The 16,735-nt window shown below is 68.6% G+C and carries 17 protein-coding genes and 2 pseudogenes; 10 read left to right on the forward strand and 9 right to left on the reverse strand.

Going from position 1 to position 16,735, the window contains the following annotated elements; genetic code table 11:
• Positions 1-392 precede the first annotated feature (392 nt).
• A complete protein-coding gene (locus ACIQCY_RS17700; RefSeq protein ID WP_364274412.1) occupies positions 393-1,544 on the reverse strand; it encodes a glycerol dehydrogenase in 1,152 nt (383 codons plus the stop codon).
• 227 nt (positions 1,545-1,771) lie between these two features.
• Here ACIQCY_RS17700 and ACIQCY_RS17705 point away from each other — a divergent pair, with 227 nt between their 5' ends.
• Both ACIQCY_RS17705 and ACIQCY_RS17710 read left to right on the forward strand, forming a co-directional pair.
• Positions 1,772-2,257, forward strand: a complete 486-nt coding sequence (locus ACIQCY_RS17705; protein WP_364274409.1) for a CidA/LrgA family protein — start codon at positions 1,772-1,774, stop codon at positions 2,255-2,257.
• Positions 2,257-2,982, forward strand: coding sequence for an LrgB family protein (locus tag ACIQCY_RS17710; protein ID WP_364274418.1), 726 nt, complete (start codon positions 2,257-2,259; stop codon positions 2,980-2,982). The genes ACIQCY_RS17705 and ACIQCY_RS17710 overlap by 1 nt, the downstream gene beginning before the upstream one ends.
• A 33-nt stretch (positions 2,983-3,015) precedes the next feature.
• Here ACIQCY_RS17710 and ACIQCY_RS17715 read toward each other — a convergent pair whose 3' ends face one another.
• Complete coding sequence (locus tag ACIQCY_RS17715) at positions 3,016-4,857, reverse strand: GAF domain-containing protein (RefSeq protein WP_364274406.1); 1,842 nt, start codon at positions 4,855-4,857, stop codon at positions 3,016-3,018.
• A 65-nt stretch (positions 4,858-4,922) separates the two neighbouring features.
• Here ACIQCY_RS17715 and ACIQCY_RS17720 point away from each other — a divergent pair.
• The 3 genes and pseudogenes from ACIQCY_RS17720 to ACIQCY_RS17730 form a co-directional block, all read left to right on the forward strand.
• Positions 4,923-5,141 (forward strand): annotated as a pseudogene (locus ACIQCY_RS17720) (amino acid oxidase); the annotation flags it as partial.
• 369 nt (positions 5,142-5,510) lie between these two features.
• Positions 5,511-5,675, forward strand: a pseudogene (locus tag ACIQCY_RS17725) (transposase); the annotation flags it as partial.
• Positions 5,676-5,879: 204 nt separating this feature from the next.
• Positions 5,880-6,635, forward strand: coding sequence for a GAF and ANTAR domain-containing protein (locus ACIQCY_RS17730; RefSeq protein WP_400485144.1), 756 nt, complete (start codon positions 5,880-5,882; stop codon positions 6,633-6,635).
• 13 nt (positions 6,636-6,648) lie between these two features.
• On the opposite strand, the gene ACIQCY_RS17735 is transcribed toward ACIQCY_RS17730, so the two are convergent.
• Positions 6,649-7,359, reverse strand: a complete 711-nt coding sequence (locus tag ACIQCY_RS17735; protein WP_400485145.1) for an ANTAR domain-containing protein — start codon at positions 7,357-7,359, stop codon at positions 6,649-6,651.
• Positions 7,360-7,435: 76 nt separating this feature from the next.
• A complete protein-coding gene (locus tag ACIQCY_RS17740; RefSeq protein ID WP_400485146.1) occupies positions 7,436-8,320 on the reverse strand; it encodes a hypothetical protein in 885 nt (294 codons plus the stop codon).
• 179 nt (positions 8,321-8,499) lie between these two features.
• Here ACIQCY_RS17740 and ACIQCY_RS17745 point away from each other — a divergent pair, with 179 nt between their 5' ends.
• A complete protein-coding gene (locus ACIQCY_RS17745; RefSeq protein ID WP_400485147.1) occupies positions 8,500-9,309 on the forward strand; it encodes a hemerythrin domain-containing protein in 810 nt (269 codons plus the stop codon).
• A gap of 160 nt (positions 9,310-9,469) precedes the next feature.
• The gene (locus tag ACIQCY_RS17750) at positions 9,470-9,625 is read left to right on the forward strand and encodes a hypothetical protein (RefSeq protein ID WP_400485148.1); all 156 of its coding nucleotides are present in this window, start codon (positions 9,470-9,472) and stop codon (positions 9,623-9,625) included.
• 24 nt (positions 9,626-9,649) lie between these two features.
• Here the strand turns inward: ACIQCY_RS17750 and ACIQCY_RS17755 are convergent, their stop codons facing one another.
• Together ACIQCY_RS17755 and ACIQCY_RS17760 are read right to left on the reverse strand one after the other, a co-directional pair.
• On the reverse strand, positions 9,650-9,883 hold the full coding sequence (locus ACIQCY_RS17755; RefSeq protein ID WP_400485149.1) for a hypothetical protein: 234 nt from the start codon (positions 9,881-9,883) through the stop codon (positions 9,650-9,652).
• 107 nt (positions 9,884-9,990) lie between these two features.
• On the reverse strand, positions 9,991-10,437 hold the full coding sequence (locus ACIQCY_RS17760) for a hypothetical protein (RefSeq protein WP_400485150.1): 447 nt from the start codon (positions 10,435-10,437) through the stop codon (positions 9,991-9,993).
• 73 nt (positions 10,438-10,510) lie between these two features.
• On the opposite strand from ACIQCY_RS17760, the gene ACIQCY_RS17765 reads away from it, so the two are divergent.
• Positions 10,511-11,323, forward strand: a complete 813-nt coding sequence (locus tag ACIQCY_RS17765; protein WP_400485151.1) for an SDR family oxidoreductase — start codon at positions 10,511-10,513, stop codon at positions 11,321-11,323.
• Positions 11,324-11,440: 117 nt separating this feature from the next.
• On the opposite strand, the gene ACIQCY_RS17770 is transcribed toward ACIQCY_RS17765, so the two are convergent.
• From ACIQCY_RS17770 to ACIQCY_RS17780, 3 genes are all read right to left on the reverse strand, one after another.
• On the reverse strand, positions 11,441-11,995 hold the full coding sequence (locus ACIQCY_RS17770) for a GNAT family N-acetyltransferase (RefSeq protein WP_400485152.1): 555 nt from the start codon (positions 11,993-11,995) through the stop codon (positions 11,441-11,443).
• On the reverse strand, positions 11,995-12,969 hold the full coding sequence (locus ACIQCY_RS17775; protein WP_400485153.1) for an aldo/keto reductase: 975 nt from the start codon (positions 12,967-12,969) through the stop codon (positions 11,995-11,997). The genes ACIQCY_RS17770 and ACIQCY_RS17775 overlap by 1 nt, the downstream gene beginning before the upstream one ends.
• Before the next feature lie 263 nt (positions 12,970-13,232).
• A complete protein-coding gene (locus tag ACIQCY_RS17780) occupies positions 13,233-13,877 on the reverse strand; it encodes a ScbR family autoregulator-binding transcription factor (RefSeq protein WP_400485154.1) in 645 nt (214 codons plus the stop codon).
• A gap of 349 nt (positions 13,878-14,226) precedes the next feature.
• On the opposite strand from ACIQCY_RS17780, the gene ACIQCY_RS17785 reads away from it, so the two are divergent.
• Positions 14,227-15,636, forward strand: coding sequence for an AI-2E family transporter (locus ACIQCY_RS17785; RefSeq protein ID WP_400485155.1), 1,410 nt, complete (start codon positions 14,227-14,229; stop codon positions 15,634-15,636).
• A 43-nt stretch (positions 15,637-15,679) separates the two neighbouring features.
• Positions 15,680-16,645, forward strand: a complete 966-nt coding sequence (locus ACIQCY_RS17790) for a D-2-hydroxyacid dehydrogenase (RefSeq protein WP_400485156.1) — start codon at positions 15,680-15,682, stop codon at positions 16,643-16,645.
• The last annotated feature ends 90 nt before the right edge of the window (positions 16,646-16,735 follow it).

Genomic DNA, 16,735 nt, shown 5'->3' on the forward strand with positions numbered 1-16,735 from the left:
ATGGGCAGTGTGAGAACTTCCATCCTGGAAGACCTCGACGTCTATCCACGAACCAGCCGCCGACCCTCGACTACACCCTCAACTGCGAAGAGCCCTATTAGTGCCGTGCAGTTGTTCGGGAGCACCGCAAGTCACGGCGCAGCGGCGAGCAAGGGCCGAGGAGCCCTCCTGCATCTGCCGGCCGAAAAGGGTGATTCGCCATTGCAGGGGAGGCCATTTAAGGTTCGAGGAGTTTTCCGCTCTCCGGGCGCGACTTATGCGATGACGAAGCTGACCGACCTCCGCCGAGCTGTAGCGGCACGCGCTTCGGCTCGGCGGAGGTCGATCCTTGGCGGATTCAAACGGGGCGAGGTTGAATGGTTCCGCGACCCGTCGACCTACTTCGCCCCGGATCAGTGCTTCTTCGGGGTGTACAGCACAGGGGCGGGGAGCCCCGCCTCCTCGCGGATCCGCCGCGAAAGGTGCTCGATCGAACGCAGGGCATCAACGAGCGCAGGCACGGTGACCTCGAAGGGCATGCAGTGGATGGTCTCGCCCTCCGCCGTCGCACCCTCGGCGACCTTGGTGATCGTGTCGATGTCGTCCACATCGATGCCGACCTCGGTGAGGGTCGTGGGCAGCCCCACGCGAGTCGTGAACTCGATGAAGTCAACGATGTCCTGGTACGGGGCACCTTCCAGGACGAGCTGGGTGAGGCTACCAATGTTCACCTTGAAACCGTGCATGAGCCCGTGGGTCTGGGGCACCTGCGTGAGGCCGTTGTGGATCGCATGCGCTGCAGCAAGGCCACCCGACTCAAAGCCAAGACCCGAAAGCAGGATGTTCGCCTCCGTGAGCTTTTCGACCGCGGGAGTGATCAGCCCATGGCGCACTGCGTCCATCGCAGGAAGCGCATTCTCCCAAATGATCTCCCAGGAGAGCTTCGCGAGAGCCGTCCCGGTGACTGTCGCGAGGTCACCCGCGATGGTGTCGGAGAAGGACTCCGCCACGGCTTTGGCCTCGAGCCAGGTCGCGAGCGCATCCCCGACACCTGCCGCGAGGAAGACGGGTGGTGCCGCCGCGATGACATCGACGTCCACAAGGACGAGGTCGGGGTTGTGGGGGAAGATCCGGTACTCCAGGAAGTTGTGCTCGGCGGTGTAGATCACGCCGAGCGCGGAGGTGGGCGCGTCCGTGGATGCCGCCGTCGGTACCGTGACCCACCGGATGCCAGTCTCGTGCCCCGAGGACTTCGCGACATCGATGGCGCTTCCGCCACCCACGCCGACAACCACATCGGCGTCGTGCTGCTTGATGAACTCCACGAACCGGGCGATCTCCCCGGGATGGGGAATGCCTCTGAACTCCTCCCAGATGACAGGCAGCCCGGCTGCCTCGAGGCTCGCGACGACACGGTCGCCGACGAGCTCGCGGACGAAGGCATCCGAGATAATGAGGGGCTTCTTGCCGACGCGGGCGAGGTTTTCGCCGAACTGTGCGAGCGCGCCGCGCCCCTGGACGTACCGACCAGGGCTGACGAGTGTCTGAACAGTGCTCTGAGCCATAGCTGCAGTCTCCTTCGACTGGATTCTTCCGACTGAATTCTTCGAGTCGCCGCTGCGGGTGATGCGCCGCGGTTGTGCTCCACGCTAGGGAAGCCCGCGGGGTGTGCACATCGGGAAGAGCCCTACGCCGGAGGTAGGGAAAATCCGCCTTGTCCGCTCCCGCCGCGAACGGAAGGGTAATCGCGGAGCCCTTCAGGCACGCTGAAGGTTTCGATGAGGAGGCCCCGATGACACCGGAGGACGCACCCCGTACCCGAACGGAGCGGGAGGAAGGCCCCGACGCAGCGCAAGGCGATTCGCTGTATAGCAGCCTTCTCACGCTGATCTTCGGATTTGTGCAGATCCTCGCCTGCCTCGCTCTCGGAGATCTGGTGGTCGCCCTGGCCGGGGTTCCCGTCCCCGGGGCGATCCTCGGGATGATGCTCCTGCTGATCGTGCTGTCCATGAAGGGACACGTGAAGGGAGACGGGCAGGGCCACGGAGAGGGGCTCGCGGCCATCCGCGTCTCCGACCGTCTGCTGGCCCTGCTCCCGTTGCTCTTCGTCCCCGCGGGCACCGGGGTGATCGCGCTCGTGGCGAGGATCCGGCTCGATGCCCTGCCGCTGCTGGCCGGTCTCGTCCTGTCCTGGGCCGCAGGATTGGCCGTCACCGCGGTGGTCTCCCGGTTCGCCCTCAAGGCCCAGAACGGGTTCCGTTCGAGGAGAGCATCGTGATGTCGATGCTGCACGAACTCTGGCGTGTGCTCACCGATTCCCCGGTCTTCGGGGTCGGCCTCACCCTGGGAGCCTTCCTCCTGGCGAATCGGATCGCGACCTGGGTGCATGGGCACCCGCTCGCCAATCCGGTCTTCCTCTCGATCCTTCTGACCTGCCTCGGCCTCGCCCTGACGGGCGTGGACTATCAGACGTACATGACGGGGGGAGAGATGATCGGATTCCTGCTCGCACCGGCAACCGTGGCCCTTGCGGTGCCGCTGCATCGGGAGGCACAGCGCATGCGAGGCTCCTTGATCGCTGTTCTCGCCTCTGTCGTGGCGGGCGCAACTGCTGCTGTGGTCACCGGGTATCTCGTGGTGCACGTGCTCGGAGGGAGCGCGGCGGCGGCCTTGTCTATGGCTCCGAAGACCGCCACCACGCCGGTCTCGATCGCAGTCTCTGAGAAGATCGGCGGGGAGCCGGCGCTCTCCGCGGTGCTCACGATCCTTGCGGGGATCCTAGGGGCGATGGCCCTGGGTCCGGTACTAACGGCGGCGCGGGTGCACGACCCGCGTGTGCGTGGGCTAGCGATGGGTGTTGTGTCCCATGGGATCGGCACCTCGGCGATGCTCCAGTCCGAACCTCGGGCAGCAGCATATTCAGCTCTTGCGATGGCGATCACGGCGCCGGTGGTCGCTCTCCTCTCGCCCCTGCTGGTTGCAGCCTTGCTGATGGTCGGATAGTTCAGGAGTCACCCATGACACCCCACATCTCTCCTACATCTGTTTGACCTGTGCAAGATCGAGCTGGGCGAGCATGGTCCGATTGCGCACCCCGGTCTTTCGCAGCAGCGAACCGACATGCTTCTCCACGGTCTTGACCGAAATATGAAGGGCGGTAGCGATCTCCTTGTCCGGCATCCCCTGGCTCACGAGGTCTCGCACCTCGTGTTCGCGGGCCGTGAGCGCTTCCGCAGAGGGGTCGGCGCTCTGGGTCAGCCACGCGGCGTTCTCGGCATCCAGAAGGATCTCCCCGCGACCGGCAGCGATCAGGGTGCGGACGATCTGCTCTCCCGTCGCGTGATGGCTGAGATACCCCTTGGCTCGGAACCGCGTGCCCGCGCGATACGTTCCAGCGTTGGGAGCCGCGTTCGAGACCACGACTGAAGGATCTCCCGGCAGATGCAGGTTTCCCTCCGCATCTCGATCCACCCCCGATAGAACCTCGATGTCCGCGACCACGATGTCGGGCGCGAGCAGATCACAGGTCGAGACGAGAGTCGAGGGATCATCGAGTTCCCCGACCACGTGCAGGCTCGGCTCGGCAAGGTTCACTAGGCGCGCGATCCCAGAACGATCCACCGGCCAGCGACAGGCGATCAGGACCCGGATCCGATGGGCCTGCGAATCCTCGCTGCGGCTCGGCGTATCCGGAAGCTGGACGCGTACTTGGGTTCCCCATCCCGGTGTGGAGGTCACGGAGAGATCCCCACCGATCTGCTGCGTCCGGGAACGGACCTGGCGCAGGCCCTGGCGGAGCGGCGGATCCTCGGTGGCGAGCGCCGTCGCGACCTCGAAGCCGACACCATCGTCCTCGACCATCACCGTGAAGGCCAAGGGCTCATACAGCAGACCCACACGCACCTTTGTCGCCTGGGCATGGCGGACCACGTTGTTTAGCAGTTCTTGGACGATCCGGAAGGTCTGGTGCACCGTGTCGTTCGCGATCGGTCGCTCGTCGCCCACGAGCACGAGCGAAGTGTGTGCTCCGCTCGTGGACTTTATCCAGTCCAGTTCGGCGCGCACGGCGTCGTGGAGGGTGCGGCCGCCGAGGCTGTCGGCCACGGAGTCGATCGTGGTCCGCCGGGTATCCTCGAGCGCAGCCTCGGCGGATTCAAGGGCCAGATGGATGTGCTCGCCCACTCTGTTGGCATCGATTACGGCGTCGAGAGCTTGGGCGGCACCGAGGTGGGCGACCAGCCGGGTGAGGTTAGTGCTGAGGGTCTCATGCAGGTCGCGTACGGTGCGCTCGCGCTCACCGGCGATCACTGCGGTGCGCATGCGCTCGACCGTCTGACGATGGGCTTCCGCATTCACGAGAGCCAGCGCCGCATGGTCGGCGAACAGCTCCAGCAAGGCGAGATCACGTGTGGTGAAGACTGTGTCAGCCCCCGCGCCGAAGACGACGAAGACTCCGATCACGTTCTCCCCATGCAGCATCGGGACGGCAATCACCGCCGAGCGATAGCGAGTGGTCGTCGGGTCGATGTGCCCTCGGTAGACCGCTGCGTACTCGTCAAAGATCACGCCTGATCGCGCGCGCACCACCTCCCCGGTCACTCCTTCGCCGATCGGGAAGGTCTCGCCGGCCTGGCAGCCGACGCTGAGGTCGACCATCTTCGTGTAGGTCCCTGAGCGTTCGTCGACGAGAGCAATGGATCCGCTCGAGGACTCCAGTAGGGACACGGCGCGCCGGAGGATTCGCTCGAGGAGCTGGTCGAGGTCGAATTGACCAGCCAGATCTCTCGCGAACTCGCCGACGATGCGGCGCAACTGGACATGGTCGGGCATCGCCAGATGGGTCTGCGGTGCAGATTGTCGCGTGGCAGAGACGTTCATAGAGCTCCTCGTCGAGCTGGTGTGCTCGGACGCCGTCGTCCCGGGCACCAAATGTGATGAGGGTACCAGAGCCGCGCGACTTCCTTCACTGCTGGGTGACCGACCTCCCGTGGAGTGAGGACGGCGTGGCCGTGTGGGAGGCCGGCTCTGTCCTTTTTGTGGCCGGTCACAATTTGTTCAAGCAGGCACCTGCGCTGGGTCGCGCTCTTGCCCGGGCTGCGACCGGCGGCGGTCTCCGCGCCGAGCTCACGCCCGAGGCGCGCCTCGGCGAGGCCCAGAGCTAGGGCGTGTCTCCCAATCGGGGGGGGTGACCCGCGATTCTGGCCGGCAAACTGTTCAGCGAGCCCACGATCGAAAAGTTGGACGTCCGGGGCTCCAAAATCCCCGCCTGAGACCATGATCTCGTCGAGCGTCGCCGGTACCTCACCCTTGTTGGCATAGTCCACGGGTGAGGTACCGGCGACGGTGCGGCGAGTACCCGTGCGATGGTTCTGCCGTCACGATGGGGTCACGCCTGTGGCTTCCTCCAATGCCGCGGCGAGGTATCTCGCGGAAGCGCCGACGCCCTTGTCCGCGACGTGCTCGGGCGTGCCAGCTGCAACCATGGTCCCGCTGGCGTCGCCCGCACCGGGCCCTAGTGTGACTACGAGGGGCTCGCCTGCTTCGACCGGACCGGCACTTCGAACGGCCCGACCGAGGCGATCAACGGCCGCCTCGAGCACCTCCACGGCTCCGCCCTCGGCTTCCGCAACCTCACCACCTACATCGCCCGATCGCTCCTCGAAACCGGAGGTTTCCGACCACTGCTACACCCTCAAATGCGATGGGCCATCAATGTAGCCATCTCGCGGAATCAAGGCAAATCAGGCGTAGAGGCACTACTCGTCCTCAACTGCTCCGGGCCGCGCATCTGGTTTGATCACCACCCGCTCAGTAGGATTATCTGCAGTTGTTCAGCAGGTAGCAGCGTTCCTGTTCGCCGTGCCGCATGCCAGGTACAGGCAATCCGAGGGGGATGAGCAATGAGTGACACACTGGGCTTCCGGTCCGTACCGGACACGAGGAGCCTGCTCGAGGATCTGGTGGTCGTCAGCGCCGATCTGGACGAGTTCCTCGAAGGGCTCGTGGGCGCCGCGGCGGCGATCCTGTCCGACGACGACGCCGAGATCCTCACGAGCGTCACGCTCCTGCGGCCGCGCACCAAGGCCACGATCGCGAGCAGCTGCCAGACGGCGCGCCGCCTCGCGGACCTCCAGCACCGGTTCGACGACGGACCGTGCATGAGGGCTGCCGCCACGGGCAGGACCGTCGGGGTGAAGGACTTCGCGGCGGACGCCACCTTCCCCCTGTACAGCTCTGCGGCAGTGCAGAGAGGTATCTACTCAGAACTCGGAGTGCCGGTGCAGCTCGACGGCCCGGAGAGGGCCGCCGTCAATTACTACTCGCGCCGGCCCGGTGCCTTCTCGGATGCGAAGGTGGAACTGGCGGAACTCTTCGCCGAGAAGGCGTCCACGCCGCTGCGGCTCGCACTCCGCCTCGCACGCCTCACGGAGAAGGCAGACCATCTGGCCGCAGCGATGGAGTCACGGACGACCATCGATCTTGCGGCGGGCGTGATCATGGCCCAGAACCGATGCAGCCAGGAGGAGGCCATCGAGATCCTGCGGGCGGCGTCGAGCGCCCGGAACATGAAGCTCCGCGACCTCGCTTCGAACGTGCTCACCAGCACAGCGGACGCCCCCGTCAGTACACACTTCGACGGACCCTCACCCACCTGAGCCGGCGTCCGGGTCAGCCCTGCCGGGTCGCCGACTCCACCACGCGTTCGGCCACCACCCGGAGCTTCATGTTCCGGCTGCTGGAGGCCCGCTGGAGGATCGCCAGGGCGTCCGCCTGCGAGCATTTGTTCTGGAACATGATGACGCCGACCGCGGTGTTGATGATCTGGCGTGAGGCCAGCGCGGCCGCCAAATTGTGCTGTTCGTCCTCCGCCGACGCCGCACGCACCGCGAACCGGAAGGAGGAGGACGCGGTCTCCGCGAGGCCCTCGGCGGCCTTCACGGCCGCCGGCGTGAACCCATCGGGTTGGGCGGAGTAGAGGTTGAGGGCAGCGCGCCCGCTGTCCTCGAGTGCGAAGGAGACCCCGAGGATGGAACGGATCCGGGTCGTGTCGAGGCGCCCGAGGTACACCGGCCAGCGCGCGTCCACGGTCGTGTCGGGGCAATACACGGACCTCCCCGTGGCCGCGGCCTCGAGGCAGGGGCCCTCCTGGAAGCGATTCTGGAACTCATCGGCCGTCCGAGCGAGAGCATCGCTCGTCGCGAGGGTTCCCGCCTTCTTCCGACGAACCAGGGTGATCGCGCAGGAGACCTCGCTCGTGCGTGAGAGGCGGCGCGCAGCCATGGCGGCGAACTCGTCGAGGAACTCCTGGATGCCCGCCGTCTCCGTCAGGAGGGCGAACAGCTCGTCGTTGACGTCGCTCAGTACTTCCTGCTCGGTCACAGTTCTTCCCTCGGCTGGCGGATGCCGCTCTTGTCCGTCCCATCCTACGCCGTCACCGCATCGCCGAGGCACTCCGTCAGGCGCCGAGATCCTCCAAAGCTGTTCGTGCGGATGCTTCCGCCTGCTTCGCTTCCGTGACGGAGCGTTCGGCGTCCTCCGTTTCGCGTTCGAGCCCTGCGGCTTCCGTGTCGAGATCGGAGAGTTCCCGTCGCAGCGCGGCGAGCCGCTCCTCGAGATCCTCGATGGACGCCGTCAGCCCGTCGTGCCGCACCATGAGCCGCTGCGACTTCCGCTGGACCTTCGCAGCGGTGTCCTCTGCGGACGCCAAGGCATCGCGAGCGGCGGCGAGCCGGCCCTGCGCCTCCTTCCGCCGGCGCTCGGAGCCCTGCCTGGGCGGCCGCTCATCGGCGGCGCCGTCGTCCCCATCCGGTCCGTCGTTCTCCAGAGCCGGGGGAGCGAAGGGGCCGGCGACGGCGCCCGCCAGGTCCACGGCGTCCCATCCGGTCGCCTCGAGCGTCCGCACCAGCCGTCCGGTGAGCACGGCCGCTGCCGCCCGAGGGTCCGCGAGCGACGCGCGGAGTGTCTGTTCGACGCCGGGAAGGGCAGCGTCTCCGGCGTCCTGGCCTGCTTCGGCAGCCGCGTCCAGGGATTGGCGGGCGACGGCGGCGAGGAGTCGCTGGCGTTGCTGGCCGAGCGCGTGGAGCTGCGCCCGGTCAAGGCTCGCCTGCGCCTCCTTGAGGGAAGCGCCGAGCTCGAGTACCTGAGCCACCTCGTCCCGCCGGCGGGTGACGAGCATGTTGACGAGCCAGGCGGCCGTCGCGGGCTTGGGAAGCTTGCGCAACGTGGCGGCGAGATCCTTGTCGCCCTCCCGGGTCGCCTCCTTGGCCGCGGCGTTCCGCGCTCCGACGAACCGGTCGAGTGGGAGCGCGTAGAGGGCCGCCGCCCGGTCCGCCAGATCCATGTGCGCCCGTCCTTCCGCGATGTCCGCCCCGGCGGCGAGCACGCCCGATTATAGGCATCGGTGGCAGGGCGCACCAGAACGAAGCGTCACTGTATCGGCCGGCCGGACGCGGGTAGAGATGGGAGGGGTTCCTTCCGGTGCCGCCCAGGGCCCCCGTCCGTCCAGTCCCAGGAGAACGCGTGTACACCTCGGTTGCAGACCAGACCACCGACCAGCTCGGCGGACCGCTCAGCGTCCTCGTGCGGCAGAAGCGGGACCATGTGAAGCTCCATGACCTGATCGAGCAGCTCAGGGGGACCACGGGCGAGGACCAGGCCGCCGTGCTGCTCGACATCTACCGGCTGGTGTTCCCGCACGCCTTCGCCGAGGAATCGGTCCTGTGGCCCGTCATGCGCAGGGTCCTGCCCGACGGCGGTGAGCTCACGCTCGAGGTGGAGCGGGAGCACCAGGAGGTCAACGAGCTGGTGCAGAAGCTGGAGGGCCTCGCGGACGGCTCTCCCGAGCGCGCAGACGTGCTCGGTCGGCTCACCGAGGTGCTCGACGACGACGTCCGTGACGAGGAGGACGCCCTCTTCCCGAGGCTCCAGGCCCGGGTCACGCGCCGGGAGCTCCAGGTGCTGGGCGTGCTGTGGGAGCTGGTGCGGCGCATCGCCCCGACCCGCGCCCACCCTGTGGTGGCGCGGCGGCCACCCGGAAACGTCGTCGCCGCACTGCCCCTGTCGGTGCTCGACCGCGCACGCGACGTCGTCGACCATGCGCTCCTCGGCGCACCCGGGGTGCTCGAGCCGGCGCTCCACCGGGTCAGCTCGGTGCTCACGCGCGCCTCGCACGCCGTGGAACTCCTGCCGATCATGCGCGCCGGCGAGGACCCGTCGACGAGGTATGTGGCGGGCAGGCCGCCCTTCCCGTGGGGGACGGCGGTCGTCGCCGGCGCCGCCGTCGGCCTCCTGGTCGCAGCGGCCCGGAAGGGGACCCGCAGCGTCGGTTAGCTCCTGGCCGGCCGCTCGTCCAGAGCCCCTCAGGATCCACCGGTCCGGTAGCGCGGGCATCGCGTCCGGTGTGTACTGGGCCGAATACCGCCTCGACTCCTGGTCCCCGTCGGATCAGGAATGCCGCGCCGGTCCTGATGCGAGGAGAGGATTCAGAACGATGGATGCCCGATGCCCCAGTTGCGGTTCCACCCTGATCGAGCTGAGCGAGGACCAGTGGCCGGCCGAAGGGCCCGTCCCTGACGGGACTCTCGCGGTCTTCCAGTGCGAACAGAACCACAGGATCACCGTGGGGCAGACGCAGGTCCAGGCGTAGGTCCCGGCGTAGGTCCCGGAGTCTTCAGGCGCCGGAGCTGCCGGCGTCCTGGATGATGCGCGTCAGTTCATCGCGCAGCGCACGTGCCTCGTCCACCGATATCTCGAGCCGCTGGCCCTCTTCCACCCAGCCGACGCTGATCATCGGCCGGCCCTGACCGTCCGCCGAGTGGGCCAGCCCGACCGCCAGCGCCCGGCCGCCGGTATGCGTGACGTCTCCGACGATCAGTTCGCCGCCGTCGTCCCCTGCAACCGCCATGGCTCCTCCTCCGTCCGGCCCGCCTGTCCACCCCATGCTAAGTGCGCCGGGCAGGGCACTGTCCACCATTTCCTCGTGGCAACGCGGCTCCCGTGGCCGATCAGCAGCTAGCCGGCGTCGGCAGGGCGGACCGCCAGGTTGGGATGCAGCAGGTCGAATCCTTCATCGGCCAGGGCGTTCCGGTCGACGTCGTCGGGCAGGAGTGCGGCCGTGACCCTGCTGTCGCGGATCGTCGCGCCTGCCCTGCCGCGCTCGAGCGGCGCGCATTCCAGTCCTACTCCGATGCCCTCCTCGACGAGCAGGCAGACGGTGCCCTTCGCACTACCTCCGTCCACCGGCGTCGCCGCGAAGTACTCGACGCCGTCGCGCTCGGCCAGGAACCGCGTGCTCGCGAGGTCGATCCCCTCGAGGTCCGTCTGGATGGTCAGGATGTCCTGGTCCGTCTGGTCCTCCTCCAGCAGGCCGAGCACCGGACCGGCGCATACGGCCAGTCCGAGCACCACCGCGCACATCCCCGCTGCGATCAGGCGAGAGCGGTCGGGCAGGCTGCGCATGGTTCTCCTCGGCACGGGCACGGATGGGTCGGCGTGCTTCCAGCGTAGCGAAGGGCGCCCCTAGGCTGGGGCCATGGACACCTCCACGGCACTGTCAGGGCGCACGTTCGTGATCACGGGGGTGAGCCGCCGCAAGGGCATCGGATACGCCGTCGCCGCACGCCTCGCCGGGATGGGAGCGAGCCTCTTCCTCCACCACTACAGCCCCCACGACGCCGAGCAGCCGTGGGGCGCGGACAGCGTCGACGACGTCGTGGCCGCCCTGCGGGGCCTGCTGCAGGAGGGCGCCTCGCTTGCCGACGCCAGCATCGACCTCGGGCAGCCGAACGGTGGCGAGCGGCTCATCGCGGAAGCCGGCGCGGCACTCGGGCACCTCGACGGGCTCGTCTGCAACCACGCGAAGAGCGGAGGGGACGGGCGCCTCGACGAGATCTCCTGGGCGGACCTCGACGCGCACTGGCAGGTGAACGCCCGCTCCACCATCCTCGCGACCAGGTACTTCGCCGAACAGCATGACGGCAGGGAGGGAGGTCGCGTGATCTGGATGACCTCCGGGCAGGTCGCGGGGCCGATGGCGGGGGAGATCGCGTACGCCGCATCGAAGGCGGCGCTCGCCGGGCTGACGGCTTCCGTCGCGGACCACCTCGCGGAGCGGCGCATCCTGCTCAATACGGTGAACCCGGGCCCGGTCAACACGGGCTACCTCGACGACGACACGGCCGACCGGCCCCTCGACACACTCCGGGACGTCCTCGCGCATTTCCCCTCCGGTCGCTTCGGCGAGCCGGACGACCCGGCACGGCTCATCGCCTGGCTGCTGAGCGACGAGGGCCGATGGATGGTGGGCCAGGTGCTGAGTACCGAGGGAGGCTTCCGGCGGTGGTGACGGTGGTGACGGTGGTGGCTGCGCCGTCGGTTCCTCCCACCGGGTAGCCCGACTGAGTGGGAATGTTCGAACATTCCCACTGGGAAGCCCTCCAAAGTGGGATGTTCCGTCCCGGGATCAGCGGGCGCGCGGGCCGTCCTCCGACGAGCGAGGATCCCACACGATGGGAGTCGTAGTGCCCGAGCGCCAGTCGTCGCGCAGCAGTGCGTACCCCACCGATGCCACGAAGCCGTCCTCCGTGGGCCAGCCCTGGCGGTAGAACGCCTCCTGCACGAACCCGGCGGCCACGAACGCGCGGCGCATCGCGGTGTTGTCCTCGCGTGTCTGTCCCTCGAGACGCCGGGCCTGCGGGAGTGTGCCGAAGACGAGGCGGGCGAGCGCAGCCAGGGCAGCGGTGCCGATGCCGCACCCCCGCGATCCCTCCGCCAGCCGCAGGTCGAACATCGGTGTCTCATCCCGCAGGTCCTCGAGGACCACGATGCCGTGGCGTGCGCCGTCGTCCTCGATCCAGTAGCCCCGGGAGTCCTCACCCTGGAAGCGGCCGCTGTCCACCGCACGCCGGGCGCTCTCGCGCGTATGGCTTGCGATGACGTGGAACGGGAAGGCCGACGAGACGAGGAACTCCACGAGGGCCGGGCCGTCCTCGGGCCCGACCGCCGTGAGGGTGAGCATCAGAACCCGACGAGTGGATGTGGCACGTAGTGTTCCTCCAGGGCGCGGACCTCGTCCTCGGACAGTTCGAGGTCCAGTGAGGCGAGGGCGTCCTCGAGGTGCCGCGGCTTGCCGACCCCGACGATCGGCGCCGAGACCACGGGGTTGCGCGACACCCAGGCGAGGGCGACCTGCGCACGGGTCACGCCACGGGACTCCGCCACGGCCCCGACGGCGTCGGACACGCGGCGGTCGGAGTCGAGCGTGCCGTACAGGGTCTTGCCGAACTGGTCCGACTCGGACCGCGACGTCGTCTCGTCCCAGGGGCGCGCGAGCTTGCCGCGGGCGAGCGGGCTCCAGGGCAGGACGCCGATGCCCTGGTCGGCGCACAGCCCGTACATCTCGCGTTCCTCCTCGCGGTTGATCAGGTTGTAGTGGTCCTGCATCGTGACGAACCGGGTCCAGCCGTTGATGCGCTGCAGGTACAGCGCCTTCGAGAACTGCCAGGCGTACATCGACGATGCGCCGAGGTAGCGCACCTTGCCCGCCTGCACGACATCGTGCAGGGCCTCGAGGGTCTCCTCGAGGGGAGTCGTCGGATCGAACCGGTGGATCTGGTAGAGGTCCACGTAGTCGGTGCCGAGGCGCCGGAGGCTGTTGTCCAGTTCCGTCATGATCGCCTTGCGGGACAGCCCGGCTCCGTTGGGCCCGTCGTGCATGCGGCCGTGGACCTTCGTGGCGATCACGGTCTCGTCCCGGCGCGTGAACTCCGCGAGCGCACGTCCGACGATCTCCTCGCTGGAGCCGTCGGAGTAGACGTTCGCCGTGTCGAAGAAGTTGATGCCGGCATCGACTGCGGCACGGATCAGGGGGCGGCTCTCGTCCTCCGGCAGGGTCCATGCGTGATTGCCGCGGTCGGGAGTGCCGTAGCTCATGCAGCCGAGGGCGAGCGGCGAGATGTCGAGGCCTGTGGAGCCGAGTTTCACGTAGTGCATGGGTCACCTTTGCTGGCATCGGGGGTTTTCCTCCACCCTAGTCCGGCCTCGGCGGGGACAGGCGGGGGCGGGAGAAGAGTCGCCTCGATGGCATTCCGCGGTAGGGGTGCGGAGAGCGGGCGGCCCGCGGCCCGTTCGCAGCCGCGGGTGCCCGCAGGCACGACCCTCGCGGGTCGAGGCAGGAGGCTTCCCCCACGGAGCCCCTGCCGTGCCAGAAGCAAGAGTAGCCGCGATCGGCCACAAAACAAACCGCATGACCGGTTTTACGCCGTCCTACCGTTGCGGAAGAGGCCTACGAGGCGCGGTACGTCCGCCTGCCGTTCCGCAGCAACCACTCCGGGGAGCAGCATCTCCCACAGGTCGCCGAGGCGCTCGAGCACGTCCTTCCGTCCCGTGAGGATGTTGGACACCATCTGCACGCCGGTGTAGGAACCGACGATCAGGCGGGCGAAAGCATCAGGGTCCAGGTCGGGGCGGAGGTCGCCGTCCTGCTGGGCTGTCCGCGCCAGCTCGCCGAAGCGCGACGCCCAGTCGAGGTAGGGCTGCCGGACGTCGTGTCCGAATGCCGTCGCTTCGAAGGTGAGCCGTATTCCTGCCCGCATGACCGAGTGCTCGATCAGCTGCACCGCGAATCCCCGGGAGACGAGCACCATGGTCTCCAGTGCCGGGCGCCCGAGGGCCTGCACGCGCGCTCCGTCCGCCGAGGCGATGGCATGCTGTTCCTCGATCACCGCGACGGCGAGCTCCTCCTTCGCGGCGAAGTGGAAGTAGAGCGCACCCTTGGTGACGCCGGCACCGGCGGAGACCGCAGCAAGGGAGGTCCCGCCGTAGCCGTACTCCTCGAAGATCCGGGCGGCAGCACGAATGATGGCAGAACGCGTGGACCGCGCGCGTTCCTGCTGGGCCATCAGGAATCCCTCCCTGACGGCCTGCGCCCGTCGAGGGCGATGCGGGCAATGCGGGGGGTGCAGCCCATGCGTGCGCGGACGCACGGAACGCGGGTGCAGGTGCCGGGAAGGGTCGCTCGCCTCATGCTCCAATTGTCCGCCAGGGAACGACGTCGGCCCGGACCCCCGCTCGTTCCGGCCCGGCCCGCTCCCGGGTGGTGGCGGAAGCGTCCCGAGGCGGAAGCCCGACGACGGCGGGAGCAGAGGCGCCGCTCGAGGGCGTGAGCCGAAGCCGCCTCCCGAGGGGGCAAGGGACGCCGTCCTCCGTACCGCTACGGCCGCCTGCTCCCGACTAGGGGAGGATGGCTACGTGACACGCGCAGATTCCGGGCGGCCGGACGACCAGGACATAGCCGACAGTGGACCGGCCGGTTCCGCATCGGCGGATTCCGGAGTGCCCGGTTCCGGGCCGGCGGATTCCGGAACGGCCGGTTCCGGAACGCCCGCCCGACCGGGCAGGCGCTGGAGGCCCAAGGCACCCCCGGCACCACCGGAGCCGCACGGCTCCTCCGTTGCCCGCCGTTTCCGCCCGCACGCCTTCGCGGACGGACTCAAGGTCAGTGCTGCCTGGACGGCCCGCTGCATCATCGTCCTCGCGGGCCTGGTGATCCTCTGGTACGTCACGAAGGCCCTGTGGTCGATCGTCCTGCCCACGCTGTTCGCGCTGCTCCTCGCCTCCGTGCTCTGGCCGGTCAACCGGTTCCTGCGCAAGGCGCTCCCCAAGGTATTCGCCGCACTCGTGACGCTGATCGGGTTCATCGGCGTCGTCGTCGGAATCGGCGCGCTCACGGTGCCCGCCATCGCGACCGGCATCACCGAGCTCTCCCGCCTTGCCCGGGACAACGTCGCAGACCTCGCCGAGTTCGCGGCCCGTCCGCCACTGAACCTCGACGGCGCGAACCTCGACGACATCGTCGACACCGCCCTGGCACAGCTCCAGGCGAATGTCGGGAACATCGTCACGGGCATCACCGCGGGGCTGGGCGAGCTGACGTCGGGAACCGTCGTGGTGCTGCTGGCTCTCGTCTTCACCTTCTTCTGCCTGAAGGACGGGGACCGCTTCATGCCGTGGGCGTCCCGCTGGACCAACTCGGCGGCCTACGGACACGCCTCGACCATCGCCAGCGGGACCTGGCGGACACTGTCCTCCTACATTTTCGCGCAGGCCACCGTGGCCCTGGTGGACGCGGTGTTCATCGGGCTGGGCCTGGTCCTCCTGGACATCCCGCTCGCCATCCCGCTGGCCGTGCTCGTGTTCTTCTCCGCCTTCATCCCGGTGGTCGGCGCCATCGTGTCCGGCCTCGTCGCGACGCTGGTCGCCTTCCTCGCGTACGGCTGGGTCACGGCGCTGATCGTGCTCGGGCTGGTCGTGCTCGTGCAGCAGCTCGAGAGCAACTTCATCCAGCCGCTGCTCGTGGGCCGGACGCTCGAGATCCATCCCGCCGTGGTGCTCGCCTCCGTCACCGCAGGCGGCACGATCTTCGGGATCATCGGTGCCTTCTTCGCCGTTCCGGCCACGGCCGTGGCCATCGTGGTGCTCAGGTACCTGCGGGACTTGTCCATCGAGAACCGGCCCGAGACCGGTGTCGCCTCCGGTGATCCGGGAGCCGCGCCCGCGACCGTCGCGGGGCACGACGACGCAGGGCCGGGACGGAAGCCCGACGCCGACGTGCCGGAGGCCGGCCCCGTGGGACACCGTGCGGCTCAGGCCGATGACTAGGGGAGCGCGCGAGGGTGCCGTCCGGCCCGCGGGGAAGCGTCCTGTGGTCGCTGTCCTGGAGGGTGCGCGGCCCGTGCGCGGCCTGGAGCGCGTCGCCGGGCTCGCCGACGTGCGGGTTGCGAAGGCCGCGGACCTCGACCGGGCGCTCGACGGCGCCGACGTGCTCTATCTCTGGGACTACTTCTCCGGTGCCCTGCCGGCTGCGTGGCATGCCGCCGGTTCCCTGCGCTGGCTGCACGTCGCCGCGGCCGGCGTCGACAAGCTCCTGTTCCCGGACCTGGTGGCCTCCGGCGTCGTCGTGACCAATGCGCACGGCATCTTTGACCAGCCGATGGCGGAGTACGTCCTGGGCGCCATGCTGTACTCCGCGAAGGGCTTCGGGCCCCTGCGGGACCAGCAGCGCGCCGAGGAATGGACGTGGCGGGAGGGCCGCAATATCGCCGGCTCCCGCGCCCTCGTCGTGGGTACGGGCAGCATCGGCCGCCACACCGCGCGCCTCCTGCGGGCCGTCGGCGTCCAGGTGGAAGGGGTCGGGCGCCGTGCTGCGGAGCACGACGACGACTTCGGCGTCGTCCACGCCTCGGCCGACCTCACCCGCGTGGTCGCCGACGCCGACTGGCTGGTCCTCGTCGCGCCCCTGACACCTGCCACGGAGAACCTCGTCAGCGCCGGTGTGATCGACGCCCTGAAGTCCTCCGCCGTCCTGATCAACGTCGGTCGCGGCAGGCTCGTGGACGAGGACGCGCTCGTCCGCCGCCTGCAGGCGGGAACGCTGGGCGGCGCCGTACTGGACACCTTCGCCGTCGAACCCCTCCCGCCGGGACATCCGCTGTGGTCCCTGCCCTCCGTGCTCGTCACCCCCCACATGGCGAGCAACGCGGACTCCTGGCTGGACGACCTCGCTGCGCAGTTCGAGCGGAACTTCCTGCTGTGGCGGGAGGGCCGGCCGCTGCCCGGCGTCGTCGACAAGGTGCTCGGGTACGTGCCGTCGGGGAGCGGTACGGCCTAGGTGTACTTAGACAGCAGGTTGGTTGCACCGGGTGATGGGTGGTTTGCCTCCGAGGCTGCCGTGGGGGCGCTGGTGGTTGTAGAAGTGTAG

Origin of the sequence: Arthrobacter sp. NPDC092385, from assembly GCF_044755105.1 — a bacterium.
Classification (GTDB): Bacteria; Actinomycetota; Actinomycetes; order Actinomycetales; family Micrococcaceae; genus Arthrobacter_D.

Coding starts and splice junctions, on each gene's coding strand:
- ACIQCY_RS17780 (WP_400485154.1), bottom strand. CDS start 13,877: ATGGCCCAGCAGGAACGCGCGCGGTCCACGCGTTCTGCCATCATTCGT.
- ACIQCY_RS17760 (WP_400485150.1), bottom strand. CDS start 10,437: ATGCGCAGCCTGCCCGACCGCTCTCGCCTGATCGCAGCGGGGATGTGC.
- ACIQCY_RS17750 (WP_400485148.1), top strand. CDS start 9,470: ATGGATGCCCGATGCCCCAGTTGCGGTTCCACCCTGATCGAGCTGAGC.
- ACIQCY_RS17770 (WP_400485152.1), bottom strand. CDS start 11,995: ATGCTCACCCTCACGGCGGTCGGGCCCGAGGACGGCCCGGCCCTCGTG.
- ACIQCY_RS17740 (WP_400485146.1), bottom strand. CDS start 8,320: ATGGATCTGGCGGACCGGGCGGCGGCCCTCTACGCGCTCCCACTCGAC.
- ACIQCY_RS17765 (WP_400485151.1), top strand. CDS start 10,511: ATGGACACCTCCACGGCACTGTCAGGGCGCACGTTCGTGATCACGGGG.
- ACIQCY_RS17730 (WP_400485144.1), top strand. CDS start 5,880: ATGAGTGACACACTGGGCTTCCGGTCCGTACCGGACACGAGGAGCCTG.
- ACIQCY_RS17705 (WP_364274409.1), top strand. CDS start 1,772: ATGACACCGGAGGACGCACCCCGTACCCGAACGGAGCGGGAGGAAGGC.
- ACIQCY_RS17775 (WP_400485153.1), bottom strand. CDS start 12,969: ATGCACTACGTGAAACTCGGCTCCACAGGCCTCGACATCTCGCCGCTC.
- ACIQCY_RS17710 (WP_364274418.1), top strand. CDS start 2,257: ATGTCGATGCTGCACGAACTCTGGCGTGTGCTCACCGATTCCCCGGTC.
- ACIQCY_RS17700 (WP_364274412.1), bottom strand. CDS start 1,544: ATGGCTCAGAGCACTGTTCAGACACTCGTCAGCCCTGGTCGGTACGTC.
- ACIQCY_RS17755 (WP_400485149.1), bottom strand. CDS start 9,883: ATGGCGGTTGCAGGGGACGACGGCGGCGAACTGATCGTCGGAGACGTC.
- ACIQCY_RS17715 (WP_364274406.1), bottom strand. CDS start 4,857: ATGAACGTCTCTGCCACGCGACAATCTGCACCGCAGACCCATCTGGCG.